The organism is Bacillus yapensis (genome assembly GCF_005280205.1).
In the GTDB taxonomy this organism is placed as follows: Bacteria; Bacillota; Bacilli; order Bacillales; family Cytobacillaceae; genus Robertmurraya; species Robertmurraya yapensis.
The window spans coordinates 83,867-110,818 of the sequence record NZ_SUND01000003.1; the positions used below are offsets into that span (position 1 = coordinate 83,867).

General features: G+C 39.9%; 19 protein-coding genes and 1 pseudogene. 1 reads left to right on the forward strand and 19 read right to left on the reverse strand.

Annotated elements, in window-relative coordinates; all coding sequences use genetic code 11:
* Positions 1-230: 230 nt before the first annotated feature.
* The 11 genes from meaB to FAR12_RS04810 all read right to left on the reverse strand — a co-directional run bounded on the left by meaB (position 231) and on the right by FAR12_RS04810 (position 15,961).
* A complete protein-coding gene (meaB, locus tag FAR12_RS04760; protein WP_126406898.1) occupies positions 231-1,352 on the reverse strand; it encodes a methylmalonyl Co-A mutase-associated GTPase MeaB in 1,122 nt (373 codons plus the stop codon).
* Positions 1,353-3,542, reverse strand: a complete 2,190-nt coding sequence (scpA, locus tag FAR12_RS04765) for a methylmalonyl-CoA mutase (protein ID WP_126406900.1) — start codon at positions 3,540-3,542, stop codon at positions 1,353-1,355.
* Entirely contained in the window at positions 3,535-5,361 is a 1,827-nt protein-coding gene (locus FAR12_RS04770; RefSeq protein ID WP_170972103.1) for a methylmalonyl-CoA mutase subunit beta, read from the reverse strand. The genes scpA and FAR12_RS04770 overlap by 8 nt, the downstream gene beginning before the upstream one ends.
* Before the next feature lie 147 nt (positions 5,362-5,508).
* The gene (locus FAR12_RS04775; RefSeq protein WP_126406902.1) at positions 5,509-6,777 is read right to left on the reverse strand and encodes a dihydrolipoamide acetyltransferase family protein; all 1,269 of its coding nucleotides are present in this window, start codon (positions 6,775-6,777) and stop codon (positions 5,509-5,511) included.
* A 35-nt stretch (positions 6,778-6,812) separates the two neighbouring features.
* The gene (locus FAR12_RS04780) at positions 6,813-7,796 is read right to left on the reverse strand and encodes an alpha-ketoacid dehydrogenase subunit beta (protein WP_126406904.1); all 984 of its coding nucleotides are present in this window, start codon (positions 7,794-7,796) and stop codon (positions 6,813-6,815) included.
* Between the two features lie 13 nt (positions 7,797-7,809).
* Complete coding sequence (locus FAR12_RS04785; RefSeq protein WP_126406906.1) at positions 7,810-8,802, reverse strand: thiamine pyrophosphate-dependent dehydrogenase E1 component subunit alpha; 993 nt, start codon at positions 8,800-8,802, stop codon at positions 7,810-7,812.
* A gap of 225 nt (positions 8,803-9,027) precedes the next feature.
* Positions 9,028-10,449 (reverse strand): dihydrolipoyl dehydrogenase, encoded by a 1,422-nt coding sequence (gene lpdA, locus FAR12_RS04790; protein WP_126406908.1) that lies wholly within the window; start codon positions 10,447-10,449, stop codon positions 9,028-9,030.
* Between the two features lie 4 nt (positions 10,450-10,453).
* Positions 10,454-11,572 (reverse strand): butyrate kinase, encoded by a 1,119-nt coding sequence (gene buk, locus FAR12_RS04795; protein ID WP_126406910.1) that lies wholly within the window; start codon positions 11,570-11,572, stop codon positions 10,454-10,456.
* A 94-nt stretch (positions 11,573-11,666) separates the two neighbouring features.
* Entirely contained in the window at positions 11,667-12,761 is a 1,095-nt protein-coding gene (bcd, locus tag FAR12_RS04800) for a branched-chain amino acid dehydrogenase (RefSeq protein WP_126406912.1), read from the reverse strand.
* A 47-nt stretch (positions 12,762-12,808) separates the two neighbouring features.
* Complete coding sequence (gene yqiS / locus FAR12_RS04805; RefSeq protein ID WP_246010291.1) at positions 12,809-13,723, reverse strand: phosphate butyryltransferase; 915 nt, start codon at positions 13,721-13,723, stop codon at positions 12,809-12,811.
* Between the two features lie 159 nt (positions 13,724-13,882).
* Positions 13,883-15,961: a sigma-54 interaction domain-containing protein gene (locus FAR12_RS04810; RefSeq protein WP_126406914.1), complete on the reverse strand. Its 2,079-nt coding sequence runs from the start codon at positions 15,959-15,961 to the stop codon at positions 13,883-13,885.
* Between the two features lie 253 nt (positions 15,962-16,214).
* Between FAR12_RS04810 and FAR12_RS04815 the strand changes: the two genes are divergently transcribed.
* Positions 16,215-16,454, forward strand: coding sequence for a DUF2627 domain-containing protein (locus FAR12_RS04815; protein ID WP_126406916.1), 240 nt, complete (start codon positions 16,215-16,217; stop codon positions 16,452-16,454).
* Positions 16,455-16,488: 34 nt separating this feature from the next.
* Here the strand turns inward: FAR12_RS04815 and FAR12_RS04820 are convergent, their stop codons facing one another.
* The 8 genes and pseudogenes from FAR12_RS04820 to dxs form a co-directional block, all read right to left on the reverse strand.
* Positions 16,489-17,214 (reverse strand): glycerophosphodiester phosphodiesterase, encoded by a 726-nt coding sequence (locus FAR12_RS04820; RefSeq protein ID WP_126406918.1) that lies wholly within the window; start codon positions 17,212-17,214, stop codon positions 16,489-16,491.
* A gap of 43 nt (positions 17,215-17,257) precedes the next feature.
* Positions 17,258-18,832 carry a flagellar assembly protein A gene (locus tag FAR12_RS04825; RefSeq protein ID WP_126406920.1) on the reverse strand — a complete coding sequence of 525 codons (1,575 nt, stop codon included), beginning with the start codon at positions 18,830-18,832 and terminating at the stop codon, positions 17,258-17,260.
* Between the two features lie 197 nt (positions 18,833-19,029).
* Entirely contained in the window at positions 19,030-19,821 is a 792-nt protein-coding gene (gene spo0A / locus FAR12_RS04830; RefSeq protein ID WP_126406922.1) for a sporulation transcription factor Spo0A, read from the reverse strand.
* A 278-nt stretch (positions 19,822-20,099) separates the two neighbouring features.
* Complete coding sequence (gene spoIVB, locus FAR12_RS04835; protein WP_425456140.1) at positions 20,100-21,392, reverse strand: SpoIVB peptidase; 1,293 nt, start codon at positions 21,390-21,392, stop codon at positions 20,100-20,102.
* Positions 21,393-21,516: 124 nt separating this feature from the next.
* Complete coding sequence (gene recN, locus FAR12_RS04840; protein WP_126406924.1) at positions 21,517-23,205, reverse strand: DNA repair protein RecN; 1,689 nt, start codon at positions 23,203-23,205, stop codon at positions 21,517-21,519.
* Positions 23,206-23,222: 17 nt separating this feature from the next.
* Complete coding sequence (gene ahrC / locus FAR12_RS04845; protein WP_126406926.1) at positions 23,223-23,672, reverse strand: transcriptional regulator AhrC/ArgR; 450 nt, start codon at positions 23,670-23,672, stop codon at positions 23,223-23,225.
* Positions 23,673-23,963: 291 nt separating this feature from the next.
* The gene (locus FAR12_RS04850) at positions 23,964-24,803 is read right to left on the reverse strand and encodes a TlyA family RNA methyltransferase (RefSeq protein ID WP_126406928.1); all 840 of its coding nucleotides are present in this window, start codon (positions 24,801-24,803) and stop codon (positions 23,964-23,966) included.
* Positions 24,763-26,699 (reverse strand): annotated as a pseudogene (gene dxs / locus FAR12_RS04855) (1-deoxy-D-xylulose-5-phosphate synthase). Before dxs ends, FAR12_RS04850 begins: the two are co-directional and overlap by 41 nt.
* Positions 26,700-26,952 lie beyond the last annotated feature (253 nt).

Sequence of the window (26,952 nt, forward strand, 5' to 3'; positions counted from 1 at the left end):
TATTTATCTCCTCTACATGATACCAATATACGTACATCCTTTACAAATAAAATTATTCGAAAAAACAAGGTTTAGGCAATCTAGGATTGGGTATATACACCATAAGCAACATCTATCCCATAATTACCCCTAATTGGCTGCCATGAATATATGGTGGCTCTTTTTATCCTTATTAACAAGAAGCCCCCTTCCTCAGAATCCATTTAGAATTTTGAAGAAGGGGTCGGTCATTATTTCGCTTCAAAGTATTTTTCAAAAAGACTCGCCACCGCGGAAGTAACCGTTGTACTACCGGCAATCACTTCATTTTCGAATTTCGGAAGTAAATCCTTTACAACTGGATGATAGAAAAAGTCTGTTTGTAGCTGATCGATAATCATCGCTCTCAGCCATTCCTTCGTTTGTGCTCGACGTCGCTCTTCAAATACGCCCGACTTTTTTGTTGTTTCCTCAAAGTCTTTAACTGTCTCCCAAACGTTTTTAATCCCTTCATCATAAAGGGCGGAACACGTATACGCTTTGGTTCCCCATCCCTTTGTGGCTGGTTGTAAAAAATGGAGAATTTGATTATATTCTTTCATTGTTTTTTCCGCGTTTTTTTTATTAACTCCGTCCGCTTTGTTGATAAAAATTCCATCAGCCAGTTCCATGATGCCCTTTTTCATACCTTGAAGCTCATCCCCAGCTCCTGTTAAAACAAGGAGCATAAAGAAATCGACCATTTCACGAACAATGACTTCACTTTGTCCGACGCCAACCGTTTCGATTAAAATCACATCAAAACCAGCAGCCTCACAAATGAGCATCGTTTCTCGTGTTTTTCGATGGACACCGCCTAATTTCCCGCTTGAAGGTGAAGGACGAATAAAAGCTCGTGGATTTCGAGCAAGCTGCTCCATCCGCGTTTTATCTCCTAGAATACTTCCTCCACTAATTTTGGAACTCGGGTCGACTGCAAGGACAGCGACCTTCATTCCTAAACTACAAAGATAGCTCCCGAAAGCTTCAATAAACGTACTTTTCCCTGCACCCGGTACTCCAGTAATTCCAATACGCAAAGCTTTCCCTGAATGAGGAAGAAGCAATTGCAAAAGTTCCTGTGCTTGCTTGAAATGATGCTCAGCATTGCTCTCAATCAGAGTAATCGCTCTTGCTAAAGATTTGCGCTCTCCATTTAGTACCCCTGAATAAAGCTCTTCTACAGATAGTCCGCTCGCACTCTTTTTTTGAAACCGAACAGTTTTTTTATCAAACCACTCAGTTTGCACACCTTCAACCCCTTTTCGTACAACAGTAGAAAACTTTTCAGGGTGCTCTGGATCTGTCCATTCTGGCTTCTTATCATTTGTCATTTAGCTCGACACTTCCTCATAGCCAAGTCTTTCATAAATAGCTCGAACGACCTTTTGCGCTGCAACTGGAATTACTGTTCCTGGTCCAAAAATTGCAGCTGCCCCATTGGCATAAAGGAACTCGTAATCCTGTGCGGGAATAACGCCACCAACTACTACGAGAATATCTTTACGACCAAGCTTTTTTAATTCCTCGATTAATTGCGGAAGCAGGGTCTTGTGACCTGCGGTCAAAGAGCTCATGCCTATAACATGAACATCATTTTCTACCGCTTGCAACGCTGTCTCTTCTGGAGTTTGGAACAATGGACCAATATCCACATCAAAGCCTAAGTCGGCAAATGCAGTTGAAATGACCTTTGCTCCACGATCATGCCCATCCTGACCCATTTTCGCGATTAATATTCTTGGTCTACGACCTTCATTTTCTAAAAACTCTTCCGTCATTCGCTGAATTTCTGCAATCTCTTCCTCATTAGAAAATGCTGAGCTATACACACCCGAAATGGAACGAATGACTGCCTTATGGCGATTGACTACTTTTTCTATCGCATACGAAATTTCCCCTAAGGTTGCCCTCACTCTTGCCGCCTCGACAGCCAGCTCCAGTAAATTCCCCTCACCGGTTTCTGCCGCAAACGTAATAGCTGCCAATGCTTCTAGCACCTTAGATTCATCACGATTTTTCTTCAATTGTTCAAGTTTTTCAATTTGTCTTAAGCGAACTGCTGTATTATCGATGTCGAGAATTTCTATCGGCTCTTCCTTATCTAGACGATATTTATTGACCCCTATTATCGTCTCTTTCCCTGAGTCAATTTGCGCTTGACGCTTTGCTGCAGCCTCTTCAATTTTCATTTTTGGAAGTCCCGTTTCAATCGCCTTTGCCATTCCACCTAAATTCTCAATTTCCTCAATATGCTCCCATGCCCGCTGTACGAGCTGGTCTGTTAAGGCTTCTACATAATAGGAACCACCCCAAGGATCAATAACATCCGTGATTCCCGTCTCCTCTTGTAAAAATAGTTGAGTATTACGAGCGATTCTTGCTGAAAAATCAGTCGGGAGCGCAATCGCTTCATCGAGTGCATTTGTATGAAGTGACTGGGTGTGACCCATCGCTGCTGCGTGTGCTTCAATCAAAGTCCGCGTGACGTTATTAAACGGATCCTGCTCCGTTAAGCTCCATCCGGATGTTTGCGAATGCGTTCGTAAAGCAAGCGACTTCGGATTTTTCGGTTCAAAGGACTGCATCATTTTTGCCCAGATCAAGCGTGCTGCTCTCATTTTTGCTACTTCCATAAAATAGTTCATTCCGATTGCCCAAAAGAATGATAGGCGTGGCGCAAAGGAATCAATTGGAATGCCCGCTTTTAGCCCTGTTCGCACATACTCTAATCCATCAGCGAGCGTATAGGCTAATTCAATATCAGCTGGGGCACCAGCTTCCTGCATATGATAGCCAGAAATACTAATGCTATTAAACTTCGGCATAAATTTTGATGTGTATTCAAAAATGTCGGCAATCACTTTCATTGACATCTCAGGTGGATAAATATACGTATTGCGAACCATATATTCTTTTAAAATATCATTTTGAATCGTTCCTGACAGTTTATCTTGCGTGACACCTTGCTCTTCTGCTGTCACAATATAAAAAGCCATAATCGGTAATACTGCTCCATTCATCGTCATCGAGACTGACATTTGATCAAGGGGAATCCCATCAAACAATGTCTTCATATCGAGAACCGAATCAATCGCGACACCCGCTTTCCCCACATCACCTACTACACGAGGATGATCAGAATCATAGCCACGATGTGTCGCCAAATCAAAGGCAACAGAAAGTCCCTTTTGCCCCATTGCTAAATTTCTGCGATAAAAAGCATTGCTCTCTTCGGCGGTAGAAAAGCCTGCATATTGCCGGACCGTCCACGGACGATTCACATACATCGTCGGATACGGTCCTCTTGTATATGGAGGTAATCCTGGTAAATGGTCTAACTGCTCTAAACCAACACGATCCTCATCTGTATATAGAGGCTTGATCTGAATATTTTCATTGGTAGCAAATATTAGTTCCTCTATCGCTTCATCGATTTCCTGTTCCGCTTTCTTTTGCCAATCTTCCTTTGATGGTTGTTTCTCTGAAAATAGAGAAACACTTTTAAAATTCGGCTTAGTCATCGGCTCCCACCTCCATATCAGCTAGAAGATAAGAAAGAGTTTCATAGCAATTACTTTTCACATGGATAAAATCTTTGATTCCGGATTGTTCCCATTTGGCTTTTTCTTCTGGGATACCTGCCAAATAGAGCTGAACATTATGATAAGTCACCTTTAGTTGTTCGGCTACCGCTAATCCGAAAGCTTCATATTGTTCATTCGAACCACAAATAATATAGTGTTGGAGATTTGTTTCCTTGATGAATTCTTCAGCGGCCTCTGCCTTTAGAATTTCTCCACTCACTTTTGACTCAATTCCCCCCGGCGAAAGAAATCCTTGGATAAAATCCATCCGCATTTTATAAGACTTTACATCTCCTAAAGTGATTAGCCCAACAACTGGTGAGATTCCTTTTTCCTTTAATAGAGTCGCTTTTTTACGCAAGCGCTCAAAAGGCTCAGCTAATCTTCCTTGAGGAATTGGTTCAATGAATCCTGTTGCTTTATCACCTGGCTGTCCCTGGACATCTAGTGAGTCTCCTCTTAAATCAGCATACTTATTCGTCCCTACGATTGTCTGCTTTCTAGTAGAAACTGCCGTCTCTCTTTTCTCACGAACACTCGCAATCTCTGACTGAATCCAGCCCTGTTTTAGTCCTTCTAAGATACCGCCCTTTTCATCGATTCCGAGGAATAACTGCCATGCTTTGTCTGCAAGCTCATTCGTTAAATGCTCGATGTACCAGGAACCACCTGCTGGATCAATTGTCATCGTTAAATGTGCTTCTTCTCTTAGAATCAACTGGGTATTGCGTGCGATCCGCTCCGAAAATTCTGTTGCTGCACCTTCAGGCTCATTGAAAGGACTAACATGTAAATATTGCACCCCTCCTAGGACTGCCGCAAAAGCTTCATTCCCAGCCCGAAGCATATTAACATATGGATCAAAAACTGTTTTCGTATAACTTGAGGTAGTTGCTGAAATCATCATTCCTTGACTTACTGCCCCGTACGCTTCTGTTACTTTGCTCCAAAGGATTCTCGCTGCCCTTAGCTTCGCCACTTCCATGAAAAAATTCGCCCCAATGGAAAACTGAAAGACAAGTTTGGATAAAATCGTGTCCAATGAGAGACCACGAGATGATAACTCCTCGATATGCGTCACACCTGTACTAATCGCAATCGCGAGTTCCTGAACGGCATTTGCCCCGCCATTGTGATATGGTGTCGTATCTACTAAAATCGTCCGCACATTGGGCAAGGTCTGTGCTGCCTTAGAGATAGCTTCGTATAGTTCTTTGTATGCCACGTTCACGTTGTCTTCAGCTGCTCCATTTTCAGCTAAAATAGCAATCGGGTCCTGTGCAATAAAACCGGTTCCCTCCACAGCAGAGGCGAATCTACTGACCGTATCTAGTAAGCGACCATGATACGCTTTCCCATTCAAACTATAAGGATAATGTCCGTGAAATTCTTCTAAATCCTCTAGCTGAGTTAAAATGACATCATTTACCTCAAAAGAGATAGCCGTTTGTCCCTTCTCCATTGCCTTTTGGAGCGACACTTTTAGTTCATCTACATGGATTTTTTGTGCAACTTTCCATTCCTGACTTACATAACCAAGAGCATATACACCTCTTCTGAAATCGCCTTGAGCAGGAAATGGACTCGCCACAGTTTGATCTTGACGAGTATAAAGCGGTTTCATTTTAATCTCTTCATATATATCTTTAGCTAGGGTTTCGATCGTTCTTCCTTTTAGAGACTCTTCACTTTTTGCCTTCCAATCCTCTAAGCTGGCGCTTGGAAAAGACTGGTCTCGCATTTCCTTCATCCCCATTCAAGCCTCTCCTCCCTGAAACTGTTCTACCTTAATATTATTAAAATTCAAATTATTCTTAGATAATTCTATTGTAGTACACAGACAGCTTTCTCGCAATGAACAGAAGGATCGAAAAAAGCCGCTGTTTCCACAGCGACTTTCATCTTAATATATCGAAGTATTTTCTTTACTCGTGTTTTCTAGAATCTCTTTTACTCTTTGAAGGAATCGACCACACACAAGTCCATCAAGAACACGATGGTCTAGAGATAAGCATAGATTTACCATATCTCTAACAGCAATCATGCCATTAATCACGACAGGTCGTTTTACAATGGACTCTACTTGTAAAATCGCAGCCTGCGGATAGTTGATAATCCCCATTGATTGAACAGAACCAAAAGATCCTGTGTTATTAACTGTGAATGTTCCACCTTGCATATCTTCACCAGTTAATTTGCCACTGCGTACCTTTGAAGCATACTCCGTAATTTCTCGGGCAATTCCTTTGATTGTCTTTTCATCAGCAGCTTTAATAACAGGAACAAATAGAGCATCCTCTGTTGCAACCGCGATAGAAATATTAATGTCTTTTTTCTGAACAATTTTATCGCCTGCCCACATCGAATTCATTTGTGGGAATTCTTTTAACGCTTGCGCAACAGCTTTTACAAAGAAGGCGAAGAATGTTAAATTGAAGCCTTCCTTAGCCTTAAATTCATTTTTAAGAGCGTTACGGTAGTCTACAAGGTTTGTAACATCAACCTCGATCATTGTCCAAGCATGAGGAATTTCATGCTTACTGCGAAGCATATTCGTCGCAATTGCTTTACGCACACCAGTAACCGGTATTTCCACATCTCCTGTCGCAACAGGAATGCTAGGTGCCGCAGCTGGCTTAGCAGAAGCCACAGGTGCAGTTGGAGCGGCTGCCTCAACCTTGCTAGACTGTGCTGGGACTTCAGTAGCCGTTGGAATTTGACCAGATTCAACCACTTTTAAAATATCTTTTCTCGTAATACGTCCACCAGCACCAGTTCCTTGCACAAGATTTAAGTCAATTCCATGCTCCTGTGAAAGCTTTAGGACAGCAGGTGAATAGCGAGCCTTATTGCTCACGTCTTGCTCAGCTGTAATGGCAGTTGTTTCCTCAGGTGTAGTAGCAGCTTGTTCTACAGTTTCCGTTGCGCCACCTTCAACCTCGATTGTACAAATGATTTCACCAACAGCCAACGTATCTCCCTCTCCAGCGATCAATTCCTTAATCACTCCAGAAAAAGAAGATGGGACCTCTGCATTGACCTTATCCGTCATTACTTCAGCCAGTGGATCATACTTATTCACTTTATCTCCAACAGAAACGAGCCATTTACTAATTGTTCCCTCTGTTACACTTTCCCCTAATTGAGGCATCTTAATTTGTTCAATTGCCAATTCGAATAACCTCCTTCATCCTCGAACATTGCTATTTAAAATTCAGCCAACTCTCTCATGGCCTTTTCAACTTTATCAGGATTCACCATAAAATATTTTTCCATTGTTGGTGCATAAGGCATTGCCGGCACATCTGGGCCAGCTAATCGCTTGATCGGAGCATCTAAATCGAATAGGCAATTCTCTGCAATAATCGCTGATACTTCGCTAATAATGCTGCCTTCTTTATTATCCTCTGTAACAAGTAATACTTTACCTGTCTTACGGGCCGCTTCAATAATCGCTTCCTTATCAAGCGGATATATCGTTCTTAGATCTAAAATATGAGCAGAAATCCCATCACTCGCAAGTCGCTCTGCTGCCTGTAGAGCAAAATGCACACATAAGCCGTACGTAATAACGGTGATATCTTCGCCTTCACGTTTTACATCAGCTTTCCCGATCGGAAGAACATAATCATCCACCGGAACTTCACCCTTGATTAGGCGATAAGCTCTTTTATGCTCGAAAAAGAGAACTGGATCCTCATCACGAATTGCCGCCTTTAATAATCCTTTTACATCATAAGGAGTAGAAGGCATGACAATTTTAAGACCTGGTTGATTCGCAAATACCGCTTCAACTGATTGTGAATGATACAACGCACCGTGAACGCCACCACCGTACGGAGCACGGATGACAATTGGACAATTCCAATCGTTGTTCGACCGGTAGCGAATTTTAGCAGCCTCAGAAATAATTTGGTTCACAGCAGGCATAATAAAATCAGCAAATTGCATTTCAGCAATTGGACGCATGCCGTACATCGCTGCCCCAATACCGACACCTGCGATTGCAGATTCAGCTAATGGAGTATCCATTACACGGTCTTCCCCAAATTGTTCGTATAACCCTTGGGTCGCTTTAAAAACGCCACCTTTTTTTCCAACGTCTTCACCTAGAACGAACACCTTCGGATCTCTTTCCATTTCCTCTCGAATAGCCATCGTTACTGCATCTATATAAGAAATGACTGCCATTTCACATTCCCCCTTACTCTGCGTACACATGCTTCATTGCATATTCTGCTTCTGCATATGGAGCATTTTCCGCGTAATCTGTTGCCTCGTTCACGATTTTCATGACAGCATCATTGATTTCTTTTTCCTTCGCATCATCCATGACACCTGTCTCTTTCAAATACGCACCAAAAGTGATAATTGGATCCTTCGTTTTCGCTTCAGCCACTTCATCTGGAGCGCGATAGCTACGATCATCATCATCAGATGAATGCGGTGTTAATCGATAAGAAACTGTCTCAACTAAGGTAGGGCCTTCGCCACGACGACCACGGTCAGCCGCCTCTTTCACAGCTTGATACACCTCTAATGGATCATTTCCATCTACCGTAATTCCTGGCATGCCATAGCCAATTGCACGATCCGATACTTTTTCACATGCTAGCTGTTTTTCAATCGGAACGGAGATTGCATATTTATTGTTCTCACACATAAAAATAACCGGAAGCTTATGAACACCAGCAAAGTTTGCACCTTCGTGGAAATCTCCTTGGTTCGATGAACCTTCACCAAAGGTTACAAAAGTAACAAGGTCTTTCCCTTCCATTTTTCCAGCTAAAGCAACACCAACAGCATGTGGAACCTGCGTTGTTACAGGAGAAGAACCTGTAACAATACGGTTTTTCTTTTGTCCAAAATGTCCTGGCATTTGACGTCCGCCTGAATTCGGATCTTCAGCCTTCGCAAAGCCTGAAAGCATTAAGTCTTTTGCTGTCATCCCAAATGTTAAAACAACACCCATGTCACGGTAGTATGGTAAAACATAGTCTTTTCCCTTATCTAACGCGAAAGCAGCACCTACTTGAGCTGCCTCCTGACCTTGACAAGAGATTACGAATGGAATCTTCCCAGCACGGTTTAGAAGCCACATCCGTTCATCAATACGTCTTGCTAGAAGCATCGTTTCATACATATTTAACACCTGCTCATCACTTAAACCGAGAGCACTATGACGATTTTCAACCAATTTAATTCCCTCCCGAGAAAAATTTTAATAGGCTCTTTTCTCAACCTTTGTTGCTTTTGGAGCTAATAAATCAATGAATTTATCTTTGTTTTCAATAAAAACTGATGATAAATGAATGAGAAAAGAGCTTACAAACTAGTTACGATGTACCAAATGGCTATTTCTACGTTAAAATCGGCAGTAAGATTTTAACAACTTTCTTACGAAAACAGCCACTCGATTCAATTATCCATGGATTGCTTTGCCATCTACAGCTAAAGCAGCTTCACCAATTGCTTCAGATAAAGTTGGATGTGGATGAATCGTGTGAGCAACCTCCCACGGCGTAGCATCCAATACTTGTGCCAATCCAGCTTCAGAAATCATATCAGTCACGTGTGGACCAATCATATGAACACCTAAAATATCATTTGTATCTTGATCAGCGATCATTTTAACAAAACCATCTGATTCGCCAAAAACAAGTGCTTTTCCAATAGCGCGGAATGAAAATTTGCCAACCTTCACATTAAAGCCTTTTTCTTTCGCTTCATCCTCAGTATAGCCAACACTCGCTACCTCTGGTGAGCTGTATATACATTTAGAAATCAAACGATAGTCAATCGGTTCTGGCTTTTCCCCAGCAATATGTTCAACTGCGACAATTCCTTCATGAGATGCAACATGAGCAAGCTGTAATCCACCGATACAATCACCAATCGCATAAATATGAGATTCTTTTGTTTGATAAAATTGATTCGTTACGATGACACCTTTATCGATTTGAATCTCAGTGTTTTCAATTCCAATTCCTTCGACATTCGCTATACGTCCAACAGATACAAGCATTTTTTCTGCTTGAAACGCTTTTACTTCACCTTTCACCTCAGCGGAAATTGTTACTCCATCTCCTTTTTGAAGTGTTTCAGGCAATACCTTTGCACTTGTCACAACGTTAATCTTACGTTTCTTGAATAAACGCTGCATTTCTTTAGAAATTTCCTTATCCTCTGTTGGAATAATACGGTCTGCATACTCGATAACCGTTACTTCAACACCGAAATCTGCAAGCATGGAAGCCCATTCGATTCCGATAACTCCTCCACCAACGATAATGATTGATTTTGGAAGTGACTCCATTTGCAATGCTTCATCAGAAGTCATGACAACATCTCCGTCAATTTCCAAACCAGGAAGAGAACGTGGTCTAGAGCCTGTTGCGACAATGACATTTTTCGGAATTAGCATCGCATTATCTTCGCCGTTATTTTGTTCAACGGAAATGGTGCCAGGCATTGGAGAAAAAATTGATGGACCTAAAATTCTTCCAATCCCTTCATAAACATCGATTTTCCCTTGCTTCATCAAGTGTTGAACCCCTTTATGAAGCTGTTCAACTATGTTATTTTTTCTTTCTTGAACCTTGCCAAAATTTAATGTAACGTCTCCTGTTACGACTCCAAACTCTTCGCTCTTCTTTGCTGTTGCAAAAACTTCAGCACTTCTTAGCAATGCCTTACTTGGAATACATCCTTTATGTAAACATGTTCCACCAAGTTTTGATTTTTCAACAATGGCTGTCTTTAATCCAAGCTGTGAAGCACGGATTGCAGCCACATATCCTCCTGTGCCTCCACCGAGAACGACTAAATCGTATTCTTCTGCCATTTCATTACCTCCCTTTAAGAACCGTCTCGCCTTTTTTTATCGGATTCGGATATTGTTTTTCTTCTTCTTCCCCTCGTAACACTCGAAGAGCGCCTTCTGCTAACGCCTGAAGTTCATTCTCTCCAGGTTGAACAATGACATCCGCAATCCAGTTGACTTGATCACTTATCGAACGAACAAATTCTTTCCCGTATGCTAAGCCGCCTGTTAAAACAATGGCATCCACTTTCCCTGAAAGAACGACACTCGCTGAGCCAATTTCTTTTGCTACTTGATAAGCCATAGCCGTATAAACTAAACTCGCAGTTTCATCGCCGCTTTCAATCATTTTTTCAACCGTAATTGCATCATTTGTATTTAAATAGCCAACTAATCCACCTTGACCGACTAGCTTCTTCATCATCTCATCATAGTAGTACTCACCTGAATAACAAAGGGCAACTAAGTCACCTGCAGGGACTGTACCCGCACGCTCAGGACTGAAAGGACCATCTCCGTGAAGTCCATTGTTCACATCCACAACTCTTCCTTGCTTATGAACTCCTACAGTGATACCGCCACCCATATGAGCGACAATTAAATTTAGCTCTTCATATTTTCTTCCTAATTCTTTTGCAACTCGTCTTGCCACAGCCTTTTGATTTAATGCGTGAAAAATGCTTTTTCTTTCGATTAAAGCAAAGCCTGAAATTCGTGCAACTGGGGCTAATTCGTCTACAACTACAGGATCGACAATATACGCAGGAATATTCAATCCAGAGGCAATTTCATGGGCAATAATTCCACCTAAATTGGAAGCATGCTCTCCAGCATAGCCGGCTCGTAAATCCGTCAGCATTTCTTCATTGACCCGATATGTTCCACCTTCTATCGGGCGAAGTAACCCTCCGCGTCCACAAACAGCTTTCAACTTTGATATATTGATCCCTTCAATGTCCAATGATTCTAATATCACATTCTTACGGAATTCGTATTGTTCAATGATATTGTTGAACTGACTAAGGACCTCTTGATCATGACGAATTGTTTTCTCAAAAATAGGTACTTCATTATCGAAAACTCCAATTTTCGTTGAAGTAGAACCGGGATTAATAACGAGAATTCGATTGTTTAAATCCGACACAACGTAAACCTCCAATTAGAATACAAAAACATCTATTTGCATGGAAAAAAAGCTGAACTCCAAAATCTCCATTCAGCCTTTTTTCCTTGTCTTGTTATCTTCTACTTAAGATATGGTGACCATTTTGTAAGAATTGACTGCGAGAGTTACGCATTTTTTCAATTCGTTCTTCCGCCATTCTGTCTGCTGCTTTATAAGTAGGAATACCATCACGCTTAGAAATATCGATAACCTTTTCGATGTTTTGATAAATCGTTTCTACTCTCTTCATCGCACGGTCACGATTATATCCATAAAGTTCGTCAGCTACATTAATAACTCCACCAGCATTGATAACATAGTCAGGAGCATAAATAATGCCCATTTCATGAATGATGTCGCCGTGACGAGTATCCTTTAACTGATTATTTGCTGCTCCAGCAATAACCTTCGCTTTGATTTGTGGAATTGTATCATCATTGATAGTGGCACCTAAAGCACAAGGAGCATAGATATCGCAATCTACACTGTAAATTTCGTTCGGCTCAACTGCTTTTGCACCAAACTCTTCAACTGCTCTTTGGACAGCTTCTTTATTAATGTCCGTGACAATTAGTTGAGCGCCTTCTTCATGGAGATGACGGCATAAATTATACGCAACGTTTCCAACACCTTGAACCGCAATGACTTTACCTTCAAGAGAATCATTGCCGAATGCTTCCTTCGCAGCAGCCTTCATCCCACGGTAAACACCGTACGCTGTAACAGGTGAAGGATTTCCCGAAGAACCGAATGCTGGAGAAATTCCAGTAACGTAATCTGTTTCTTCATGGATTAAGTCCATATCTGCAACAGTTGTTCCTACATCCTCAGCAGTAATATAACGACCATTCAATCCTTGGATATAACGACCGAAAGCACGGAATAGTTCTTCACTTTTATCTTTGCGCGGATCTCCGATAATAACGGTTTTTCCCCCACCTAAGTTCAATCCAGCAGCGGCATTTTTATATGTCATACCCTTTGCTAGACGAAGAGCATCTTCGATTGCAGCTTCTTCTGATTCATAAGTCCACATTCTTGTCCCACCTAAAGCAGGTCCTAATGTTGTATCATGAATGGCAATAATGGCTTTTAGACCAGATTGTTTATCTTGGCAAAATACTAACTGCTCGTAATCGTAAGTTTCCATGTATTTGAAAATTTCCATGTTGTATCTCTCCTCAGACTTAGTATTATTATTTAGGTTTATAGTGCTTATCTTATTTCATGGTTTGCTGAACAAATGGCTACAGCTAGCGAATAGAGTTTACTCTCAGCAGAATCTGCACGGGAAGTTAATACGATTGGTGCTTTTGCACCTGCAATAACTGCCCCAACCTTTGCGTTTGCAAAGTAGGTTAACGATTTATAAAGGGCATTCCCAACTTCGATAGTTGGTACAAATAAAATATCTGCCCGACCCGCTACTTCACTTTCAATTCCTTTATGCTCTGCTGCAGCTATCGAAATCGCATTGTCCAATGCAAGGGGTCCATCAACTAAACAATCTTTAATTTGACCTCTTCGATTCATTTGTGTAAGTAATGCAGCATCAGTTGTTGCTGGCATATCAGGATTAACAACCTCTACAGCTGCAATTGGGGCAACAAGTGGACGTTCGATTCCTATTCTGCGAGCGATTTGTACAGAATTATGAATAATTTGGACCTTCTGCCCTAGATCCGGAGCGATGTTCATCGCAGCATCAGTTACAAAAATAAAGCGGTCAAAGTTCGGAACTTCAAAAACGGCAACATGAGAAAGAACATTTCCTGTTCTTAAACCAAAATCTTTATTCAATACTGCCTTTAACAACGTCGCTGTAGGGACATTTCCCTTCATTAATACATTCGCTTCATTTAAAGAAACAGCTTTCACTGCCCTTTCAGTAGCTAATTGATTCGTTGGCGTATGAACAATTTTTAGCCTTTCATTACCTACGATATTCGGAAATCTTTCCTCAAGTATTTCCTCAATCTTTTCTTTGTTTCCAAACAACAAGAAGCGAGCAAGCTCTCTACTTATGGCTGCCTGTACTGCTTCAAGGATATCTTCATCCTCAGCAGCTGCAATAGCGACCGTTACTTCATCAAATTGGGTTGCTTTTTCAATCAACGATTCCAATTTCATTTTTGTATCCAACCCCTTTCGGCTATGTCTCATATTCTCTCTATTCGGTCGAATACACTTTTTTTGCATCCCAAATTACTTTTTTGCAAGTTTCGTGCCAAAACGAATTATTTAGAAAGCGTTTTAATAATGAACTCGACTATGAAATTTATTGCATGATTATGAAAAATTTTGCGTGCTATCATTTGCAATCTCTAATTTTTCAAGCTTGTAATATAAATTCCGTAGCGAAAGTCCTAAGGCTTTTGCTGTCTCCGTTTTATTCCCTTTCATTTTTTCCAACGTGTCGATAATAATATTCCTTTCATACTGCTCCAATACGCTATTCAAGGATTCTCCGTTAGAAATCGGCGAAAAAGAAGGCTCGACTTTCGTTTCTTGGCTCATTTTTAGTTCAGGAATATGATGGACGTCGATTTCATTTTCATGATAGTTCATAAAAATGACGGCTCGTCCAAGAATATTATCAAGTTCCCGCACATTCCCCGGCCAATTGTATTGAAGCAAAAGCTTCATAGCAGCAGGTGTAATTCCTTCAACATTACGACCATAATCCTGGTTTATCTTTTGTAAAAGTCGATTGCACAATGATGGAATATCATCTTTTCTATCTCTTAATGGCGGAATATGAATCGGCATTCGATTGAGGCGATAATATAAATCCTCACGGAATGTTCCGTTTATGATTCCTTTTTCAATATTAACATTTGTAGCTGCGATGACTCTTACATTGATGGAAATCGGCTTTGTTCCGCCAACTCGGGTAATTTCATTTTCTTGTAGGACTCTTAATAGTTTCGCTTGTGTATTAGCTGATAATTCACCAATCTCATCCAAAAAAATACTACCATTATTGGCTTCTTCAAAAAGCCCTCGTTTCCCGCCTCTCTTTGCTCCTGAGAATGCACCTTCCTCATATCCAAAAAGTTCACTCTCTAACAAAGATTCTGAAAGAGCTGCACAGTTTACTCGAACGAATTTATTGTACTTTCGATCACTTGCATTATGTATTGCATGGGCAAATAACTCCTTGCCCGTACCTGATTCACCACGAAGAAGAACTGTCGCTGGTGTCTTCGCTCCAAGCTTTGCTTGTTCTATCGCTAATTGAAATTCGGTTGAGTCGCCAATAATATCTTCAAAGGAATACTTAGCCTCAAGCGTACGAATAATCTGCCTTGCTCGATTTAATTCTCGATTTAAGTTTTTTATTTCAGACATATCGTGAATGACGCCAACACTGCCCTTTAGCTTCCCATCAACAATTACAGGAGCTACATTGACAATTACTTCACGTTTATGAGGACCTAATCGCATAGCAACTCCACGGACAGGTTTCCTTGTCTTTAGCACCTTATAATGCATACTTTCATCGCCTTCGGAGATATCCGCTGTTGCTGGCTGACCAATTACCTCATCTTCACTTAAACCCGTAATTCGTGTATAGGCGGGATTGATAATAATCCCTTTTCCATACTCATCAACTACAGAAATGGCTTCCTCACTTGACTGGATTACAGCCTCAAGCATTGTTTGGATTTCTTTTTGGTTCGTTAATTCTTCCGCGAGATTAACAACCTCGGTGATATCCTTAAACACGGCAAAGGCACCGATTAACTGATGGTTTTCATCAATCATAGGAATACGGGTTGTAATAATTTTCAATCCATTTGCGAGGACTTGCTCCTGGTTCGACTCTGGACGGCCCGTTCGTATTATCATTGGCAAACGACTTGTCGGGATGACATCTAAAACATTTTTACCGATGATGTCTCTCCTCTTTATCCCAATCATCCTGGCTGCACTTTTGTTTATCAAAATGATCCGAGCATCCTTATCAACAACCAACATGCCGTCATCCGTTGCATTAAAAATCAAATCGTGCTTATAGGTTTCATTTTCCAGTCTTTTAATGAGCTCTTCCTTTTCCTCAATTAATTTTGCAATAAGGTAAGCTACACTTCCAGGAATTAAAACTGTATTTCGATTCCTTTTCTCAAGAATCGCTTTAAAAACATCATCTTTCCCGGTTACCTCAATAATGATATCAACCGGATCATTTAGGTAGGCTGTCCAATCTGCGTCTGTTGAGATACCCTGTTCTTTCGCAAATAGCATCCCCGGAGCATTTTCATCTACATCGATGACAACTTTAACATCTAAGACGGCCGTTTCTTTTAAAATTTTAAGAATGGCCAGACCACCGGTCCCTGCGCCAACTATCATCACCGTTTGCATGATGCTTCTCCCGCCTTTAGTTTAATCAGTTTCATATGGGAAGTGCTAAAAAATTTTATGTACATTGCAGAATCTATTTAGTAAGAAAAATTTTTCATGGTCGATGATTCACTCTACCTTGAATATTTTTGCATACATTCTTATTGTAGTGTTTAATTTTCACTTTGACAATTTTTCTTTGGAAAGTTTTCGCCTATTTATGTAGGAAAAGGCATGCTATAATATAGGGGAAGAATAAGGAAAGAGGATTTTTATGATACGAATTTTCGCGTTATTAATATTAGTCATACCTGGAGCATTTGCAGCTTACGGAGTGAAATTAATGAGGGACATGGTATTCGGAATTACGAATGGTCCTTTCACAGCTTCTTTTCTATGGCTCCAATTTCTCGTAGGATTGCTTCTTTTTGTGGCAGGATTAGCCTTCATCGGAGGATTCATCTTACATCGTGATCGAAAGAAAAACAAAGTACAAGGCCGATTTAAAGCATAAATGCTTGGTGAGAATGATTTCACCAAGCATTTTTTTAATATTGTTTGCGAATTTTTAGCGCTTTTACTGGGTCGTCTGTAATAAATGCAGAGCAGCCAATTTCAAACAATCTCCGCATATCTTTTTCTTTGTTAACAGTGTATGGTCGTACTTGAATGCCATATTCTTCTGCCGCTTTAATAATCTCATTCGGTGCAACCTTGTGATTCGGATGCATCCCCTTTGCCTTAATCGACTCAGAATAGATCCACGGCATAAATAGTCCTTCAGCATAAAGTGGCGCTATCTCGATTTCTGGAGCGATTCTATGGCAGTATACAATACTATAATGATTAAAAGACGAGATAATGATTCTTTCTGACAGCCCATATTCTCGGATAAGCCCAATTAGAGGTGCCTCAATTTTCATATACGATTCCAGACTACTTTTAATTTCAATATTGCATTGAAGCTGGTTTGTTTTGAGCCACTCAAGAACTTCCTTTATCGATGGAATTGGCTCTTTTTTTAATAAAGTCTTATGCTTGTAACCGGCATCAAGTTTACGTAATTCGTCAAACGTATAATCCTTTACAAACCCAGTTCCATTTGTAGTCCGATCTACTTTGTCATCATGAATAACAACAATTTCGCCATCCTTCGAAAACTGGACATCTAGTTCAATCCCATCAGCACCAGCCTTCTCTGCTTCCCTAAAAGCCCTCATCGTGTTTTCTGGATATTTAGCAGAATATCCGCGGTGAGCAAAAATGAGTGTCAAGCAAATTACCTCCTTCAAGTCTCAGAGCATCGCCCGAACTTTTTTATTCGTACTGCAGTATACTCCCTGTCACATAAAAAGTACCCATGACGGAGGTAGCAATTCTTTTACCTGCGTTTTTGATTTCCAAAAATGTTCCAGGATAGGCAACCTTTTTAATGGTAACCTCTCCTTCCCCTTTTATTTCGAGGAGATTAGCGACGTATTTACATTTGTCATCTAGCTTCGAAAGACTCGACAATCTTTGATCGAATTCTTCCTGCATTACTTGTAGCTGACTGTCTTCTTCTTTTCTTCTCGAAGAATTTTCAAAGGCATCGATTCGTTTTTTTAATGTTTCGAAAGCAGTTAATTCCTTTTTGTACTCTTGGAGCATTTCTTCCAGCTGTTCTGTTAAAACGGAACGGTTGAATCCTTCAATATGTATAAATGTTTTTCTTTCCATACTATTTCCAATAATAGCAGCTACAACCTTCCCCTTCGCTTCAAGCTTCCCACCAATTATTTTCCCGTGTCTTTCTTCAGTAAGAATATGGCGTGCATTTAAAGAGCTCCCAATCGCGTAATAGCCAATATGTATATCCTCTTTCGCAATAAGATGACTGTCATTGGCATGCTTGAGGAATATATTTCGACCAGCCTTGACTTTCGATGTACCCTGTCCAAAAATGCCACCTTTAATAAAAATATCACCATTTTGCGATGTAATCGATTTGATCCCACTAAGTCCCATCTCACCAAGAATCGAGATATCTTTAGTAGCTGCGACTGAAAATCCCGGTTGGACAATCCCACGAATGGTTACACTTCCATCGAAAATGATATTCCCAGTTTCAATCCCTACATCTCCATCGATTCTCAGATGATCACCAACGGAAATTTTTCCTTGCTCAAATGAAACGACCCCATCAATTATGGCTCTTAGAACCATCTTACTGCCGTCTTCTTCCTCTTCGACAACGGACTTTCGGTCATACAGGAGTTTGAGATCTCGTCCCTTTATAGGGACAACCATTTCACCAGTTATGGTTCGGCCTGATGTCCCATTCGTGGCTGGGATTTTTTCGCCGAGCCAATCCCCTTTTTTCACTTCATCGATAAAGTTCATATCATAATAATCCGCTGTACCATCCTGACGAATCGTAGGTTTCCGTTCAGAAAGAGAGAAATAACGAATCTGGGCGTCTTTCCCATCAATTGGTTGAACTCCGCGAGCGATAAGTATTTCCTGCTGAGGACGAAGTCCGTCTTGTAACCTATCAACTAGAATCCCTTCAGTTACTTTATTATCATGTATCGTTTTCAGGATTTCCCCGATATAAAATTCTCTTCTAGCGTCCAAATCCGCCTGCGTACAATTCAATACGATGGACGCTTCCATTTTATCTTCTGAAACGGATAAACAAATAAGAGGTAAGTTTTCACCAATTTCCACTCTGACATTTGATGCTAAAACGAGCGCTTCTTGAAGGTTTTTGTCTTGCGTAATCTTAATCGTTGGAATATCACGAATGATTTCAAGAAAATGCCTTAGTAAAAAGCCTCTCTTAAAAACGGTTACATAAATAGTATGATGTTCTTCTTCGATCAAGATATATTCATTTTTAAATTTTTCCATTTGAAAGTACCTTTCAAAAATAAAAGTTCTAACATCAGTATAAATCATTAATTGTAGAAATTGTATGAAAAAATAGTTCTCTTTTCACAAGCCTATTTCTTTAGAACCAAAAATCTAAGTAATCCTTAGGATTTTTAAATAACTCAACAAAATAAAAGACGCCATTTCGGCGCCTTTCACTTGTATGACTATTCTTTTCAAGAAGCTTTATGCTCCAAGCGTAATTTATCTGCCACCATTGCGATAAACTCTGAGTTTGTTGGTTTTGCCTTAGACATGGATACTGTGTAGCCAAATAAGGACGAAATTGAATCAATATTACCGCGACTCCAAGCTACTTCAATTGCATGACGGATGGCGCGCTCAACACGGCTCGCTGTTGTATTGTACTTTTTCGCAATATCTGGATATAACACTTTTGTAATGGAACCCAATAATTCAATATCGTTATAAACCATGGAAATCGCTTCTCTTAAATATAAATAACCTTTAATATGCGCAGGAACACCAATTTCATGAATAATGCTAGTAATGCTTGCATCAAGATTCTTTGGTTTTTCTTCTACAACCATTCTAGATGCAGATAACATTGGTTTTCTCATAACAGGGCTTGGTCTGCCACTAACTTGGCGGATATGATTTCCCAAGTGCTCTAGATCAAATGGCTTCAAAATAAAATAAGAAGCGCCTAGTTCCACAGCTTTCTTCGTTACATCCTCTTGTCCGAATGCTGTAAGCATAATTACACTAGGAAGAGAATTCTTTTTCAATTCACGTACTCGTTCTAATACAGCTAATCCATCTAAATGCGGCATGATAATATCTAAAACAAGAACATCAGGGTCAGTTTCAGCCAAAACTTCGAGGCATTCCTGACCATTGTGAGCAACACCCACAACTTCCATATCTTCCTGCGAAGATACATAATCCTCTAACAGACCCACTAGTTCTCGATTGTCATCCACGATACAAACTTTTATTTTCTTCACGTACAGTTTCCTCCTCGACCTTTTGAGTTTCTCGTCTCTTATTGAAATGTCTATATTTCTATTCTAATTATTCAATTCGACAAAGCCAATAAAAATCCTCTTCATTTTTTAATTTTTTCTACGAAATTGATTAAAATCTTTAATTTTCTCCCGTTTTCTTGTATTTTCGACTTGTTTCGTCAGTTGATTTTTTTCTTCACATCATTTTGTCGAAAAATCTTTATTTTTAACGGAAGAAAAAGGCGGAAAAGTTTCCGCCTAATCTTCTCAGCTTTTAGTTAACTCGCTTTTTGTTCTTCTTTTTCATAAATATCAATTCCTGCTTCGTTTAACATCCATTCAATGTGGACACCGTATCCTGATGTCGGATCATTAACAAACACGTGAGTGACCGCTCCAACAACCTTTCCATCTTGAATGATCGGGCTACCCGACATCCCTTGAACAATCCCTCCTGTTTTCTCTAGTAGTTCTTTGTCCGTTACCTTAATGACCATTCCTTTAGTTGCTGGAAACTTTTGTGGAATCGTACTGACAATTTCTATATCGAAGAGCTTTACTTCGTCATTATCAACTACTGTCAGTATTTGAGCAGGACCTTCTTTTACTTGATGAGATAAAGCAATTGGTAAAGCTTTATCCATAACTCCATTTTCAATTTCCCGATTAAGTGTACCGAAAATCCCAAAAGGGCTGTTCCTTGTGATGTCACCAATTACTTCTTTATCTGAAGAGAACCTAGCCAGTTTCTCGCCGGGATCCCCATTGCTTCCTTTTTCAATAGACGTTACAGTAGAGCGAACAATTTGTCCATCTTCTACAACAATTGGCTTTTTCGTGTCCATGTCCGAAATGACATGACCTAAAGCCCCATAGCGTTTTGATTGAGGATGATAAAACGTCATCGTCCCAATTCCCGCAGCTGAATCTCGAATATAGAGACCGAGCTTATATTTTTCTTCCCCTTTTTCTTTCTGAGGTTTTAACTCTGTTGACATTTTACCACTCTCACGGCTAATTTCAAGCTTAAGTGGTTCGCCAGATTCTCCTGCTTCTTGAACAAATGGAGCTACATCTGACATTTTCTCAATCTGCTTTCCGTTTATCTTCGTAATAATGTCTCCAACTTTGATTCCTGCCGCTTCACCAGGAGACTGCTTTCCTTCTTGTGTATTTACTTGATGGTGCCCGACCACAAGCACCCCTACTGTGTTAAGCTTTACACCAATTGATTGACCGCCTGGGATTACTTTAAAATCCTTTAAAACATTCACATCAACCTTTTTAATCGGAAACCCAGCTAACTCTAAAAGCATTTCATTTTTCCCGTACTTTTTCGCATTTAAGGAAACGGTATTGTCCGCATCATCAACTGACACACTAAGATTGTCGTCTTTTACCTCTGCCGAAACCGGCTGTGATTTTTGAAAAGAAAACTCTTGTCCTTCAAATAGGGTAATTTCTTTCGGTAATTGAATATATTGTTGAACTGGTTTGGAAAATCCAATTGCAACGATTGAAACAAGGAGAATTCCACCAATTATTTTTCTAAGAAGTTCAAAACTCAACATCTTCACTCTCCTCGCTTCTAGTCCACACACTCACTCTTTAATGGCTACATCATTAATTTTGCCTGCTTCAGACTCATTTATAACCAGAACACATATAAAAAAGCTACCCAGTCTGGATAGCTTTTCAAATTATTTTAATTTCTTTCGCTAATTGGAGCAGTTCCTTGGCATGTTCTTTTGTTAAATCCGTAATTTCAACACCAGAAATCATTCGCCCAATTTCACTGATTTTTTCATTTTCTTCCAATTTCTTCACAGATGTTCTTGTTCTTCCATCCAAGATATTTTTTGCAATATAAAGATGGGAATCAGCCATTGCGGCAACTTGCGGCAAATGGGAAATACAAAGAACTTGTGAATCAACAGAGACATGATAAATTTTTTCAGCTATTGCTTGTGCAACTCTTCCACTTACACCAGTATCAACTTCATCAAAAATAATCGATGTAACACCTTGATGCTTGGAGAAAATACTTTTTAATGCAAGCATGATTCTTGAAAGCTCTCCTCCAGAAGCCGTTTTTGAAAGCTGCTTTAATGGTTCTCCTGGATTCGTGGATAAATAAAATTCAACTTTGTCAGAACCAGCAGGAGTGAAGTTTTCATAATCACTTCTGAATCGAACTTCAAACACGGTCTTTTCCATATATAGCTCTTTAAGCTCTTTATGAATAAGAGCCGTTAATTCTCCGGCATATTTCTGTCTGATATTGCTTAATTCACGGGCCTCAACAGCGAGATCTTTCTTAATGATCGAAAGTTCTTTCTGTAGTTTTTCAATATGGGTTTCTTTATTTTGTAAGGTTTCTAATTCTTCTTCAATCTTAGCCCCATATTCCAAAATTTCCTCAATGGTCTTTCCATATTTACGTTTTAATTGATTAATTTCATTCAAACGTTCTTCAATATTGCTTAGACGTTCTGGATCAAACTCAAGGGAGTCAAGCTCATTACGTAAGCTTCTCATGACATCTTCAAGCTGGTAAAAGCTATTTGATACTGTCTCAGCCGTTTCCTTATATTCTGTATCTATGGAAGCTGCATCCTCTAGATGGCTCATAGCAAGACCTAGCCAATCAAGCCCTTTGTTATCCCCCTGAAGGGCAGAGTAACTCAAATTAATGGCTTCATGAAGTTTTTCATAGTTGCTCAGTCGTCTTTTTTCTTCGATGAGCTCTTCATCTTCATTTAATTTTAGATCAGCTTTTTGAATTTCATCTAATTGAAAAGAAAGCAAATCGACACGGTGTGCCATTTGTTGTTCATTTTCACTTAAGTCTTTTAGTCTTTTTAATGTTTCTACATAGGATTGATAAATGCTTATGTATTCCTGTGAAGCACCCTCAATCTCTTCCCCTCCAAATTGGTCAAGCAATGAAAGATGCTTTGTTTCATCCATCAATTCTTGATGCTCATGTTGTCCATGAATATCCACTAGTGTGCTGCCAATTTCTCTAAGAGTAGAAATGGTCACAAGCTTCCCATTGATCCTACATACGCTTTTTCCACTTTTGGAGATCTCTCGTCGTAAAACAATCATCCCTTCTTCTACATCGATGCCGAATTCCTCAGCCTTTGAAAATAAAGGATGTCCGTCACTATCGATTTGAAAAAGCCCTTCGATCTCTGTTTTATCTTCCCCATGGCGGACAAATTCCGACGAGCCTCTTCCACCAACTATTAAATGAATCGCATCAATGATAATCGATTTTCCAGCACCCGTTTCCCCTGAAAGTACGGTCAAACCTTTTTCAAAGGAAATGGAGAGTTCTTCGATAATCGCAAAATTTTTGATGGATAATTCACTAAGCATGAATGTCACCTCGAGATTTATAACATTTCAAGAAAACGAGCCTGAATTCCTTCTGTCTCGGCTTCTGATTTACAAATAATCAAAATCGTATCATCACCACAGATTGTCCCAAGAATTTCTTCCCAATCAAGATTATCAATGAGAGCACCGATGGCCATAGCATTCCCAGGCAAAGTCTTCATGACTAACAAGTGACCTGCATGGTCAATTCTGACGAATGCATCCATTAAATTTCTTTTAAGCTTTTGTAATGGGTTAAAACGTTGGTCAGCTGGGAGGCTATATTTGTAGCGTCCATCCATGAGAGGTACTTTGACTAAGTGAAGCTCCTTAATATCTCTTGAAACGGTTGCCTGTGTTACATTGAATCCAGCACTTTTTAGTTGATCAACGAGATCATCCTGGGTTTCAATATCATTATTCGTAATAATTTCTCGTATTTTAATATGTCTTTGACCTTTATTCATACCATCACCTCAAGAATTATACAATTCTACTCTTTGCTGTTATGTATTCCCTAATATGTTAGCGGAATTTCGTAAAAATGTATACTTTTTCGTATATTTATTCGGCAAATCCTGACAAAATCCTCTATATTTGCATAAAAATGTTTAGAAACAAATATAATTTGAATAGTTCATGACACACAGACGAACATACATTCTATTATAGAGGTGTAGAAAACGAAATACAAATGAAAGTTGCGCTTATCCAAAAATAAGAGCAAAAAAGTCCAATCGAGATGATTGGACTTATTGCTATTCTTCATTTTGTTTACTCTTAAGTTGTTGATGGGCATCTGACACTATTTGAGAAGGAGGCGTTGGTAATTCCAATTCTCCTTTTTCCTTTGCGCCATTCCACCGAAGATGTAGAAGAAATTCGATATTGCCATCTCCACCGGTAATCGGAGAGAATGATAAATTCTTCACATCATAGCCTTCGTTTATGGCAAAGTCGATCATTTTATCTACGACAGCCTCATGCACCTTCGGGTCTCTTACAATCCCCTTTTTTCCAACCTGTTCTCTACCTGCCTCAAACTGAGGCTTTACTAGTGCAACAATATCACTACCTGTTACGAGCAATGTTTTTAACACTGGTAAAATCAACTTGAGTGAAATAAAGGAAACATCAATCGATGCAAAATTAGGCATCTCACCAACTAAATCAGCAGGTGTGACATAACGAAAATTCGTTCTTTCCATTACCACAACCCGCTCATCCTGTCTTAGTTTCCATGCTAACTGATTGTAACCTACATCAAGGGCATATGACATTTTTGCTCCATTTTGGAGAGCACAGTCGGTAAACCCGCCTGTAGAAGCCCCGATATCAATTAACACTTTATCTTTTACTTCAACATCAAAAACCTTTAAGGCCTTTTCAAGCTTTAATCCACCCCTACTCACATAGGGGAGGACATTGCCCTTTATCACAAGAGGACTATCAACGCTAATCTTCTCTCCTGGCTTGTCTACACGTTCTTCATTACAATATACAAGACCAGCCATAACGGCTCTCTTTGCTTTTTCACGAGTTTCAGCTAAGCCTCTTTCAACTAGCAAAACATCGATCCGTTCCTTTTTTGTTTTCATCGCTTAAGCCCTTTTTTGTTTTTTTCTAGCTAGAGATTGTAGCTTTTTCACGACATCCTCTGTTGTTAAACCGATTTCCTCTAACAATTCATTAACACTGCCGTGCTCGATAAATTTATCCGGGATTCCCATACGATCAATTTGAAGATGGTGGTAACCTTGATCCGCAGCGAATTCTAATACAGAACTACCGAATCCTCCCTGGAGAACAGCTTCTTCGAGTGTGAGGATTGGGATGTTCAGTTCAAAAAGCTCAAGAAGCATTTTTTCATCCAGTGGCTTAATGAAACGAGCATTCACCACTTTGATTGAAATGCCTTGTTTTTCAAGAATTTCCGTAGCCTTTAATGCCATCGGAATCGTCGTTCCAAACGTTAAAATAACGCCGTCAGTTCCTTCCTTAAGAACTTCCCAAGTCCCAATTGGAATCTCTTTAAGCTCTTTATCCATCGGAACGCCGAGACCATTACCGCGCGGAAATCTCATCGCAATCGGACCGTCATCATATTTTATCGCTGTATTGACCATGTGCTGCCCTTCATTTTCATCCTTCGGCATCATCAGTACAAGATTCGGGATATGTCTTAAAAAGGCAATATCGAATACACCTTGATGAGTCTCGCCATCGGCACCAACGAGGCCTGCTCGGTCAATACCGAAGAAAACATTTAAATTTTGACGACAAATATCATGGACCACTTGATCATATGCACGTTGAAGGAAAGTGGAATATATGGCTAAAAACGGCTTCATCTTCTGTGTTGCCAACCCTGCCGCAACTGTAGCTGCATGCTGTTCAGCAATTCCTACGTCATACATTCGATCTGGGAACTCACTCGCAAAACCTTCAAGCTTCGAACCAACAGGCATAGCAGGAGTAATCGCGACAACGCGCTCATCCTCGCGAGCAATTCTTCGTACCGTTTCACTAACTAATTTACTCCATGCCGGTGGTGCATCAACAGGCTTGATAAAGTCACCTGTTTCAATTTTATAAGCACCTGTTCCATGCCATGTACCAACCTTATCATTTTCAGCTGGCTCATAGCCTTTCCCTTTTTTCGTAATAACATGAAGCAAAACAGGACCTTCTGTTTTCTTTGCATAGGCAAGATTTTCAAATAACGCTTCATAGTCGTGGCCATCAATTGGACCTAAGTACGTAAATCCTAACTCTTCAAAGAAGACGCCAGAAACAAGCAAATATTTTAAGCTATCCTTAATTCTTTCCGCAGTAGAAGCAATTTTTCCACCAACAGCTGGAATTTTCTTGAGGAGAAGCTCTAATTCATCCTTTGCCCATTGATACTTCCCTGCTGTTCTTAAACGACCTAATACATTATGAAGAGCACCGACATTTGGCGCAATCGACATTTCATTGTCATTTAAAACAACAATCATATTTTTCTTTTCGTGACCAATATGATTTAGCGCCTCAAGAGCCATTCCACCTGTTAATGCTCCATCCCCGATGACAGGAACGACAAAGGATTTTTCCTTTTTCAAATCGCGCGCAATCGCCATTCCCATTGCAGCAGATAGCGATGTAGAGCTATGTCCTGTTTCCCAAACATCATGCTCGCTTTCAATCATTTTCGGAAAACCACAAAGACCTTTATATTGTCTCAAAGTATCAAATTGATTAGCTCTTCCAGTAAGAATCTTATGAACATATGATTGATGCCCAACGTCCCATAAGATTTTATCCTTAGGACTGTCAAAGCATTTATGAAGAGCAATCGTTAATTCAACCACACCTAAATTAGGACCAATATGTCCACCCGTTTCGGAAAGCTTTTCGATCAAAAATTTGCGGATGTCTTGACTGAGCACTTCCAATTCTTCATTGGACATTTTCTTTAAAAAGGCTGGGTCTTTTATTGATAATAGATCCATAATGGATCACTCGCTTTCATTTCTTATTCGGTTCAACTTTTAGAAAAACTTATTCTTGTCACATCGATTTTAGTCATCAGAAATTTAAAAAATGTTTTATTCGTACTCCATATGCAACAAAGCTTGAGAAAACATCCCTGAAAAAAGAACCGCTAACACTAATGTGATAACGGCCGAACTGACACCACGTCAGAGTTGATTTTGTTCTTATATGGAATCATTTATGTAACGAAAATCAATCTGTATTATAACA

Bases quoted from the DNA above. Each gene is read 5' to 3' on its own strand.
- meaB (WP_126406898.1), bottom strand. From the start codon at position 1,352: ATGACAAATGATAAGAAGCCAGAATGGACAGATCCAGAGCACCCTGAA.
- scpA (WP_126406900.1), bottom strand. From the start codon at position 3,542: ATGACTAAGCCGAATTTTAAAAGTGTTTCTCTATTTTCAGAGAAACAA.
- FAR12_RS04770 (WP_170972103.1), bottom strand. From the start codon at position 5,361: ATGGGGATGAAGGAAATGCGAGACCAGTCTTTTCCAAGCGCCAGCTTA.
- FAR12_RS04780 (WP_126406904.1), bottom strand. From the start codon at position 7,796: ATGGCAGTCATTTCTTATATAGATGCAGTAACGATGGCTATTCGAGAG.
- lpdA (WP_126406908.1), bottom strand. From the start codon at position 10,449: ATGGCAGAAGAATACGATTTAGTCGTTCTCGGTGGAGGCACAGGAGGA.
- bcd (WP_126406912.1), bottom strand. From the start codon at position 12,761: ATGGAAATTTTCAAATACATGGAAACTTACGATTACGAGCAGTTAGTA.
- yqiS (WP_246010291.1), bottom strand. From the start codon at position 13,723: ATGAAATTGGAATCGTTGATTGAAAAAGCAACCCAATTTGATGAAGTA.
- FAR12_RS04810 (WP_126406914.1), bottom strand. From the start codon at position 15,961: ATGCAAACGGTGATGATAGTTGGCGCAGGGACCGGTGGTCTGGCCATT.
- FAR12_RS04815 (WP_126406916.1), top strand. From the start codon at position 16,215: ATGATACGAATTTTCGCGTTATTAATATTAGTCATACCTGGAGCATTT.
- FAR12_RS04825 (WP_126406920.1), bottom strand. From the start codon at position 18,832: ATGGAAAAATTTAAAAATGAATATATCTTGATCGAAGAAGAACATCAT.
- spoIVB (WP_425456140.1), bottom strand. From the start codon at position 21,392: ATGTTGAGTTTTGAACTTCTTAGAAAAATAATTGGTGGAATTCTCCTT.
- recN (WP_126406924.1), bottom strand. From the start codon at position 23,205: ATGCTTAGTGAATTATCCATCAAAAATTTTGCGATTATCGAAGAACTC.
- ahrC (WP_126406926.1), bottom strand. From the start codon at position 23,672: ATGAATAAAGGTCAAAGACATATTAAAATACGAGAAATTATTACGAAT.
- FAR12_RS04850 (WP_126406928.1), bottom strand. From the start codon at position 24,803: ATGAAAACAAAAAAGGAACGGATCGATGTTTTGCTAGTTGAAAGAGGC.